Source organism: Embleya scabrispora DSM 41855, from assembly GCF_000372745.1.
Classification (GTDB): domain Bacteria; phylum Actinomycetota; class Actinomycetes; order Streptomycetales; family Streptomycetaceae; genus Embleya; species Embleya scabrispora.
In genome coordinates, this window is sequence record NZ_KB889600.1 from 1 (window position 1) to 8730 (window position 8730).

General features: G+C 71.0%; 11 protein-coding genes. 5 read left to right on the forward strand and 6 right to left on the reverse strand.

What is annotated here, in order from left to right; genetic code table 11:
- Positions 1-206 (reverse strand): globin domain-containing protein (locus A3IC_RS0110720; protein WP_020550053.1); only part of this gene is annotated, 206 nt, incomplete at its 3' end.
- A 476-nt stretch (positions 207-682) separates the two neighbouring features.
- Positions 683-967 (reverse strand): hypothetical protein, encoded by a 285-nt coding sequence (locus tag A3IC_RS0110725; protein WP_026218113.1) that lies wholly within the window; start codon positions 965-967, stop codon positions 683-685.
- Between the two features lie 12 nt (positions 968-979).
- Between A3IC_RS0110725 and A3IC_RS68510 the strand changes: the two genes are divergently transcribed.
- Positions 980-1177, forward strand: coding sequence for a hypothetical protein (locus A3IC_RS68510; RefSeq protein WP_026218114.1), 198 nt, complete (start codon positions 980-982; stop codon positions 1175-1177).
- Positions 1144-2013, forward strand: a complete 870-nt coding sequence (locus A3IC_RS0110735; protein ID WP_020550056.1) for a class I SAM-dependent methyltransferase — start codon at positions 1144-1146, stop codon at positions 2011-2013. Before A3IC_RS68510 ends, A3IC_RS0110735 begins: the two co-directional genes overlap by 34 nt.
- Here A3IC_RS0110735 and A3IC_RS0110740 read toward each other — a convergent pair.
- From A3IC_RS0110740 to A3IC_RS72450, 4 genes are all read right to left on the reverse strand, one after another.
- Positions 1988-3073 carry an integrase core domain-containing protein gene (locus tag A3IC_RS0110740; protein ID WP_026218115.1) on the reverse strand — a complete coding sequence of 362 codons (1086 nt, stop codon included), beginning with the start codon at positions 3071-3073 and terminating at the stop codon, positions 1988-1990. The genes A3IC_RS0110735 and A3IC_RS0110740 overlap by 26 nt on opposite strands.
- 107 nt (positions 3074-3180) lie before the next feature.
- The gene (locus A3IC_RS0110745) at positions 3181-4503 is read right to left on the reverse strand and encodes an NADH-quinone oxidoreductase subunit D (RefSeq protein WP_020550058.1); all 1323 of its coding nucleotides are present in this window, start codon (positions 4501-4503) and stop codon (positions 3181-3183) included.
- Positions 4500-6494, reverse strand: coding sequence for an aconitate hydratase (locus A3IC_RS0110750; protein ID WP_020550059.1), 1995 nt, complete (start codon positions 6492-6494; stop codon positions 4500-4502). Before A3IC_RS0110750 ends, A3IC_RS0110745 begins: the two co-directional genes overlap by 4 nt.
- 170 nt (positions 6495-6664) lie before the next feature.
- The gene (locus A3IC_RS72450) at positions 6665-7132 is read right to left on the reverse strand and encodes a HEAT repeat domain-containing protein (RefSeq protein WP_281174472.1); all 468 of its coding nucleotides are present in this window, start codon (positions 7130-7132) and stop codon (positions 6665-6667) included.
- On the opposite strand from A3IC_RS72450, the gene A3IC_RS68520 reads away from it, so the two are divergent.
- The 3 genes from A3IC_RS68520 to A3IC_RS64560 are packed head-to-tail and all read left to right on the forward strand — an operon-like array spanning position 7067 to position 8172.
- Positions 7067-7639 (forward strand): hypothetical protein, encoded by a 573-nt coding sequence (locus tag A3IC_RS68520; RefSeq protein ID WP_245599205.1) that lies wholly within the window; start codon positions 7067-7069, stop codon positions 7637-7639. The genes A3IC_RS72450 and A3IC_RS68520 overlap by 66 nt on opposite strands.
- 3 nt (positions 7640-7642) lie before the next feature.
- Positions 7643-7855, forward strand: coding sequence for a type II toxin-antitoxin system CcdA family antitoxin (locus A3IC_RS0110765; protein WP_020550062.1), 213 nt, complete (start codon positions 7643-7645; stop codon positions 7853-7855).
- Positions 7852-8172, forward strand: coding sequence for a type II toxin-antitoxin system PemK/MazF family toxin (locus A3IC_RS64560; protein ID WP_020550063.1), 321 nt, complete (start codon positions 7852-7854; stop codon positions 8170-8172). The genes A3IC_RS0110765 and A3IC_RS64560 overlap by 4 nt, the downstream gene beginning before the upstream one ends.
- Positions 8173-8730: the final 558 nt, after the last annotated feature.

Genomic DNA, 8730 nt, shown 5'->3' on the forward strand with positions numbered 1-8730 from the left:
GGCTGCCTGTACAACGGGCGGCCCCGGTACTCCACCGGCCCGCCCAGAGCGTGACCCAGGAACTCGGCCTGACGCGCCTTGATCCGGTCGAGGTCGCGGTTCGCGAAGAACGGGGCGAGGTCCGCATCGAGCGCGATGCGCCGGTAGAGCCCGTCCAGCACCTCCACCAGGACCGGCTCACCGCCGATGGACTCGTAGATGCTCATGACACTCCTCGGGGCGGGACCGTCCCTCCTATGACAGCCGAGAAAGGCGGGGAATGGCAAGCCCTCGGCGCCTGTACGGAGTTGCGATCATCGTCGCCGACGAACGCATGGACCACCACCCTGCCGCAACGTGAACCGACCTATGAGGAACGGGAGTTGATCGATCCGTTCCCACCGATGGCTGCCCGCGCCGGTGCTCGCCCACGGCCGCCACCGTCGGTCGTTGTGCGCAGGGGCAGGGCCGCCCTCGTGAGCGACGGGACCGCCTGGCGTGCGCGTGCACGCGCGGCGGGGGCCACCGGGGAATCGGGGACGACTTGGTGACGCTCGCGCCGGCGGGTGCCTCCGTTCGGGCGACCCGGACCGCCGCCGGGTGTGCCCGGGTGCCGGGGCGACGACGTTCCCGCGCATGCCCTCGCTGCCTCGGATCGCGCCCGGCACGAGGTGCGGAATCGGCGGTGACGGGGCGGGGAGGTTCAGGCGTCGGCGCCCTGCGTGCAGGCGAGTTCGTCCTCCTGGTCGGCCACGCCGGCGAGGTGCCACATGGTGTTGCAGATGTTCTCGGCCGCGATCGCCCCGTTGCCGAGGTCGCCGTCGGCCCCGTCGACGAGCAGGTCGGTGACGACCTTCGCGACGGCTGCCCGGATCTGCGCGCGGCGTTCGGTGTCGGCCGCGACGTACTGGTCGTCGGCGGTGAAGTTGTCCCCGTCGCTGGTCGTGAGGTGCCGCACGACCTCGTCGACGCTCAACTGCTCGGCCATGGTGTCCCCTTCGTGTGCGTGTGCCCGGTACGCCGCCTCGTGCCCGGCGGGGGCCGGGGTGAGGGCGTATTCTCCGACCACCTCGGCGACGCCCCGGTCGGCCCCGACTGGGACCTGGTCCTGGAAGCCGAATGGAAAGCCGGCGCCAGCGACCCGTACCGACACCTCGCCCGCCTGTGGCGCCTGGTCGCCCGCCGGACCTCCGCCTGACCGCCGCCACACCGGCCCCGGCCGCGCTCACCGCAGCCGGGGCACTGCGCGCCACCCGCGCCCACTGCGACGCGCATTGCTTCCCCTACCACGCGACCTGGCGCGCCTTCCGCCGCACCGGGCTCAAAGGCCACCCGGGCCGGCACGCCGGCTTCTACCGCAGCGCCCTCGAACGCACCGGCCACATCCGCCGGCCCCGGCTGCACGTCCTGATCTGCGGAGCTTCCGACGAGGCCATGCCCGCCACCCTGGCCGACCTCCTCGGCGGCGACCGCCTCCAGATCCACCTGATCGACCGGTGCCCAACCCCGCTGCACCTCGCGGACACCTATGCCGCCCGCACCGGCCTGGACCTGACGACCAGCCGCGCTGCGGCACCCGACCTCCCCGCCTGGCCGGACCCGTTCGACATCGTCGTCACCGACGGACCGCTGTCCCTCCTCCCTGCCCCGATGGTCCCCGCCACCATCTCGGCACTCGCCGACGCCGTCGCCGAGGACGGCGTACTCCTCTACACCGCCCGCGTCACCCGGCCGCCGCGCACCACCCTGGAGTACGACCGGCCCGGACGCTGGATCCAGGCTGCGGCCATGTGGACCGCCTGGCCCGCCCCGGCGAGCGAGCGACGCGCCCGCGCCACCGCGGTGCTGCACCGGCCGTCCAGGACCAGCCCGTTCACAGCGCCGGCCGACGTCACCGCCGCGTTCGCCTGCGCCTTCGCCGACACCCGCACCTGGATCGCGGAGCGTGTGCCGCTCGAAAACTCATCATGGCTGGTCAGGTGCTGGTCCGGTGGGGTGTCACGGTGTGTCAGGCAGCCTGGTGGTACTCATTGATGAGGCCGCCCAGGACGGAGCGTCGCCGGATTCGGTGGGAGGCCGCGGTGGTCGCCGTGGCGGGTTGTGTCGATCGGCCGGGTGGTAACTGCTGTCGGGACTGGTGGGGTCGGTGTTCGTTGTAGTGCTCCGTGTAATCGCGTAGCAGCGCCAGGGCGTGGGTCTCCTTGTAGACCAGGACATGATCGAACAGTTCCCGGCGGAGAGTTCCGATGATCCGTTCGCATACGGCGTTCGCTCTGGGAGCTCGTGGTGGGGACTTGAGGATCTCGACGTCCTCAGCTTCGAAGACCGCATCGAAGGAACGGGTGAACTTCGTGTCCCGGTCCCGGATAAGGAACCGCGTCTCCTCCATCCGGCTGTCCAGGTCGACAGAGAGGTTCCCGGCCTGTTGCGTCACCCATTCCGCGGTGGGGTGGGCGCTCGCTCCGGCGATATGCAGGCGCCGGGTCCCGTGCTCGATGAACACCAGGATGTATATGCGTTTCAAAGTCATCACACAGTCCACGTGGAGGAAATCACAAGCGATCACCTCGATGGCCTGGGCATGGAGGAACCGGCGCCGGGTCGGGCCGGAGCGCCGCGGCGCGGGTTCGATGCCCGCCGCGTTCAAGATCTCCCAGACCGTTGAGGCGGCGATCGGGTAGCCCAGCCGGGCCAACTCCCCCTGAATGCGGCGATGTCCCCAACGACTGTTCTCCCGGGCCGGCCGCAGCGCCAGGTGCTTGACCTCCGCGCGGGTCGACGGCCGCCCCGGGCGGCGGGACCGCGTGCCGTAGTCCCACTTGCGCGCGACCAGGGACCGATGCCAGGCCAGGATCGTGGCCGGGGAAACCGCGAAGACCCGCACCCAGCGGCACCGGGGTATCAGGCACGACAAGGCCGCCGGCCACAACCGGTCCGCAGGCTCATACCGCACCCGCGCGACCTGACGGCGCAGCACCGCGTTCTCGTGCCGCAACACCAGCAACTCCGCGTCCTTGGACGTGTCCCGGCGCAGCAACACCCCTGGCACTTCCAGCAGCCGCCGTACCACTGCGTACACCACCGACAAGATCACCCAGTCATGATCCCAGCCGAACCGGCCGGAAGGGCCCTCCGTGACCAGCGACGATGAGTATCCGAGCGGCACAGGCAAAAGACTCCGAGACGTGCCATCCCGTCGATTCAGCGGTCGACGCCGCCGAGGACGGGGTCGGTGCTGGCCAGGGCCGCCACGACGTCTGCGATCAGGCCGCCTTCGATCATCGCGGCGACGGCTTGGAGGTTGGTGAACGACGGGTCGCGCAGGTGTACGCGGTACGGTCGCGGTCCGCCGACGGAGACCAGGTGGCAGCCCAGTTCGCCGCGCGGGGATTCCACGGCCGTGTACGACTGGCCGGGCGGGACCGGGAAGCCCTCGGTGACCAGCCGGAAGTGGTGGATCAGGGACTCCATCGAGGTGCCCATGATCGTACGGATGTACTCGGCCGAATTGCCGAGTCCGTCCGGCCCCAGGGCGAGCTGGGCGGGCCAGGCGATCTTCTTGTCCTCGACCATCACCGGCCCTGGCTCGAGGCGGTCCAGGCACTGCTCGACGATGCGGAGCGACTGCTTCATCTCGGCGATCCGGAGCCGGTAGCGGTCGTACGCGTCGCAGCCGTCCAGCGTCGGCACGTCGAACTCGTAGTGCTGGTACCCGCTGTACGGCTGGGTCTTGCGCAGATCGTGCGGGAGCCCGGTGGCCCGCAGGATCGGACCCGTGACACCCAGCGCCATGCAGCCGGTCAGGTCCAGGTAGCCGATCCCGACGGTCCGCGACCGGAAGATCGTGTTGTCGTCGAGCAGTTGCTCGTACTCGTGGATCCGCCCGGGCAACACGTCCAGCAGTTCGCGCACGCTCGCTTCAGCGCCGGGCGGTAGGTCCTGGGCCAGGCCGCCCGGTCGGACGTACCCGTGGTTCATCCGCAGGCCGGTGATCGCCTCGAACACGTCGAGCACCAGTTCGCGGTCGCGGAACCCGAACGTCATCACGGTGAGCGCGCCCAGTTCCATGCCGCCGGTGGCGAGGGCGACCAGGTGCGAGGAGATCCGGTTGAGTTCCATGAGCATGACGCGGAGCACGCGGGCACGTTCTGGGACCTGGTCCCCGTCGGGGCCGGTCAGTCCCAGGAGCCGTTCCACGCCGAGGCAGTAGACGACCTCGTTGAACACCGGCATCAGGTAGTCGGCGCGCGTCAGGAACATGACGGCCTGCGTCCAGTTGCGATACTCGCAGTTCTTCTCGATGCCGGTGTGCAGGTAGCCGATGCCCAGTCGTGCCTCGACGACGCGCTCGGCGTCGAGTTCCAGGATCAGCCGCAGCACGCCGTGCGTGGACGGGTGCTGGGGGCCGAGGTTGACGACGATGCGCTCCTCGGCCGTCCCCAGCTCGGCGACGGCCTCGGTCAGCTCCTGCCCGGAGTCGACGAAGACCTCGCGGGGAACGCTGCCGGCCTGCTCCTCGGTCATGTCGGGCCTCCGTCGCGGCGGGCGGCCAGTGCCGGGATGACGCCGCCGGCCGGCACGTTCTCGCGCTGGCGCGCCGAGAGCCGGTGGGTGACTTGGTAGTCCTCGTCCTTGTCGGCGTTGTGGACGACCAGCCGCGGTTCCGCATCGCCGGCGAGCGCGGCGTGCAGGTCCGCCAGGTGCAGCCGGTCGCCCTGTTCGATGCGGTGGTAGTCCGCCGGGTCGGTGAACTCCAGGGCCAGGACGCCGAAGTTGGCGAGGTTCTGCCAGTGGATGCGGGCGTACGACTTCGCGATGACCGCGCGCAGTCCGAGCAGCCTCGGGGTGATGGCGGCGTGTTCGCGGGACGATCCCTGCCCGTAGTTGTCGCCCGCGACGATCAGGTGCGGTCCGGCCCGGCGCGCGCGCCCGGGGTAGTCGGGGTCGATGCGGGTGAGCGTGAAGTCGGCGAGCCTGGGCAGGTTGGAGCGGTACGGCAGGGCCTTGGCGCCGGCCGGGGAGATCTCGTCGGTGGACACGTCGTCGCCGACCTTCAGCAGTACCGGGCCGTCCCATTCCCCGGGGAGCGGGTCGAGTTCGGGGAGTGCCGAGATGTTCGGGCCGCGGACCAGCTCGACGCCGCGGGACTCGTCGGGCGGCAGGGGTGGTTCGAGCATCCCGGTGTTGACCGCCGCCTGTTCGGGCAGGTTGAGGTGCGGTGCGTCGACGTCCTCGCGGAGCGCCCAGGCGCGCGGATCGGTGAGGTGGCCGACGAGCGCGGAGGCCGCCGCGGTCTCCGGCGAGCACAGCCAGACCGCGTCGTCGGCGGTGCCGGAGCGGCCCGGGAAGTTGCGCGGGAAGGTCCGCAGGGAGTTCTGTCCGACGGCGGGCGCCTGCCCCATGCCGATACAGCCGAGGCAGCCGGCCTGGTGGATGCGCGCGCCGGCCGCGATCAGGTCGAACGTCGCACCCATGCGGGTCAGGTCCTGGAGGATCTCCCGCGACGTCGGGTTGACCTCGAAGCTGACCTCGCCGGACGTCTGGCGGCCCTTCACCATGGCCGCGGCGACCGCGAAGTCGCGCAGGCCCGGGTTCGCGGAGGAGCCGATGACGACCTGGGCGACCGGGGTCCCGGCGGCCTCCCGTACCGGCACCACGTTTCCCGGCGAGGTGGGCTTGGCGACCAGCGGCTCGAGGGAAGCGAGGTCGATGTCCTCGGTCAGGTCGAACCGGGAGTCCGGGTCGGCGGCGAGCGGGGTGTAGTCGTCCTCGCGGTGTTCGGCGCGCAGGAACGCGAGGACCGCGTCGTCCGCGGGGAACACGCTGGTGGTGGCGCCGAGTTCGGCGCCCATGTTGGCGATGACATGTCGGTCCATCGCGGACAGCTGTGCGAGTCCGGGACCGTGGTATTCGAGGATGCGGCCGACGCCGCCTTTGACGCCGTGGCGGCGCAGCAGTTCGAGGATGACGTCCTTGGCGCTCACCCAGTCGGGGAGTTCACCGTCCAGCCGGATGCCCCAGATCTCGGGCATGCGCAAGTACAGCGGCTCGCCGGCCATGGCCAGGGCGACATCGAGGCCGCCGGTGCCGATCGCGAGCATGCCGAGCGCGCCGGCCGCACACGTGTGCGAATCGGAGCCGATCAGCGTCTTGCCCGGGATGCCGAAGCGCTGCATGTGGGTGGGGTGGGAGACGCCGTTTCCGGGCTTGGAGTACCAGAGGCCGAATCGCCGGGCGGCGGAGCGCAGGAAGACGTGGTCCTCGGCGTTCCGCTCGTCGGCCTGCAGGATGTTGTGGTCGACGTATTGGACGCTCAGCTCGGTGCGAACCCGGTCCAGGCCCAGGGCTTCGAGCTCCTGCATGACCAGGGTGCCGGTGGCGTCCTGGGTGAGGGTCTGGTCGACGCGCAGGGCGATCTCCTCGCCCGTGACCATCCGGCCTCCGACCAGGTGCGCGGCGATGAGCTGCTGCACGACGGTGAACGGACCGACCAGATCCTGTGGGGGAACGGTCACACCATGCGCCTCCTCGACTTGCGCACGATCATGTCGTCTACTCCGGCGTCTGCCCGGTTCGGACGCTTCATACGCCCGCTCAGGCCCCGGGCGGCGCGGTCCGGTCCGCGGTTGCGCCACCTGTAGCCGGTTCGAGAATCTGCCGGAGCCGGCATGTCGGGTGTCGGTGTTCAGCGGCGCGAGGCGCGGTGTCGGCACACGTCGTCGAGCAGCCAGTGGTACGGAGAGTCCTCGTCGGTGGGGTCGAGGCCGTGCAGGGTCTCGTCGCTGCGGGGGTCGTCGCGTAGCGCGAGCCGTGCTGCCGCCTCCACTCGTACGTCCTGGTCCGGGTCGACGAGGCGGGCGGCGAGCAGGTCCGAGACGTCCGCAGTGTCCGGTGGGGCGGAGGCGAGGGCCCGGCAGGCCGCCCGGCGGACCGCCGCGTTCGGGTCCCCGATGCCCTCCGTCGCGGCGACCAGCGCCTCGGGGCTTGCCGTCTCGATCGCGGAACCCAGTCCGCCGACCGCCCACGTCGGACCTTGGCATCGAGATGGCGAGTGAGCCCGGGAAGCGCTTCGCAGGCCCGTGGATCCATGGCATCGACCAGCCCCGCGGTGAGCACCCAGGCCACGCGAGGATCCGGCTCGCGCTCCACCCAGGGCAGGAACACGCGCGGGACCGTCGGATGCCTCTCGCGCTCCCGGAGAGCGGCCGCCGCGGCGAGGTTGGGGGTCACGGTTGCGATCCTGCGGGCCACCGGACTCCCGCACGACGAGATCATCATGTTCACCGACGACTACGGCGTCCCCCTGCCCAAGCCCGGCGTCGATCCGTCCATCAAGGAGGACGACGCCGGCGGCTTCGAGGTCACCCTGGGCACCGACGGCGTCGTCACCAAGGCCGTCGCCACGCGCGGCGGTGTGACCCGCACCGACAAGGTCCTGTGGTTCGAGGAGCGCGCGTTGGTCGGCGAACTCGTGGGTGGTTCGGAGGAGTGGCGAATCCGGTTGCGCGCGGCGCAGACGGGCGGCCCCGCGGGGGTGGCTCGGTATCTGTCGGGGAGTCTCCTGGGGTCTGGATCTCCTCGGCTTTGTGGCGGACTGCTTTCGCGGCGTTCGTCCCGGGTGACGACTACGACCTCGGATCATACTTGGAGTATGATTTGAGGTATGACGATCAAGGAACGGGTCACGGTGACGATTCCCGCGGACCTGCTGGCCACCGCCAAGGCCGCGTCGGCGGGGAACCTGTCCGCCTATGTCGAGCGTGCGCTGCGGGCCGAGGCCCTGCGTGAGGCAGGCGAGGCGATCGAGGCGTGGCGCGGCCGGCACGGCGAGGACGTCGAGGAACTCGCGGACGTGTTCGGCGAGGACATCGCGTGAACCTCGCACGCGGCCAGATCTGGGAGGTGTCGCTGGCCACGAAGGTCAGGGCGGTCCTGATCGTCGAGTCCGACGCCGCCATCCGGGCCCTGCCCGGGACGCTGGTGTGCATGATGATCGACCAGACCGGGGGCGCCCCCGACACCGTCGTCACGGTACCCATCAGCGAACCCGTGACGGGCGCCGCCGTCGCCGTCGACCTCGTCGCCCTCACCGACAAACGCATCCGCTCCGGCACCTTCCTGGGAACCGCCGACCCGGACGTGATGACCCGCGTGTCCGCGGCACTGCGCGTCGTCCTCGAACTCACCGACTGACCGGGCGCGGCCACCCCATCGACTCGGCGAGCCGGTGCGTGAGCGCCGGTAGGGCGCGCGCCGGAGCGCGGGGCACATCCGGGGAGGCGGCGACACCAAGAGAGACCGTGCAGCATTCCTTTCCGCTTTTCCCGCCCGGGACCTCGCCACCTTCCGTGCGCCGGCCCGTGTCGCCACTGCGTCCTCATCAGCGCGAGGCCGTGGACGCGATCGTCCGCGCCCTGGAGTACGCCGGCACGGACGCGGCCCCGGACGCGTCCGTACCGGCGGGGTGAGGGCCACCGCGGCCGCCCTTGGGTCCGGAGCGGGCGGGGCCGGGGTCGCGGAGCATGACCGGTCCGAGCGCAGGCGTCCGACCGGACGACGGGCAGGTCCGCCAGGGCGTGGGAGAGGTGGGCGACGTCGTAGCCGGAGTCCATGACGATCCAGATCNCCGGATCACCGGCCTGCCACTGCCGGGCCTGGATCAACCGCTCGACGACGCCTCGTAGTTGGGCGGCGGTGACGGCGGTCGCGTCGTCCGCCGGCCCGAGGCGCACGGCATCCGGCAAAGCGACC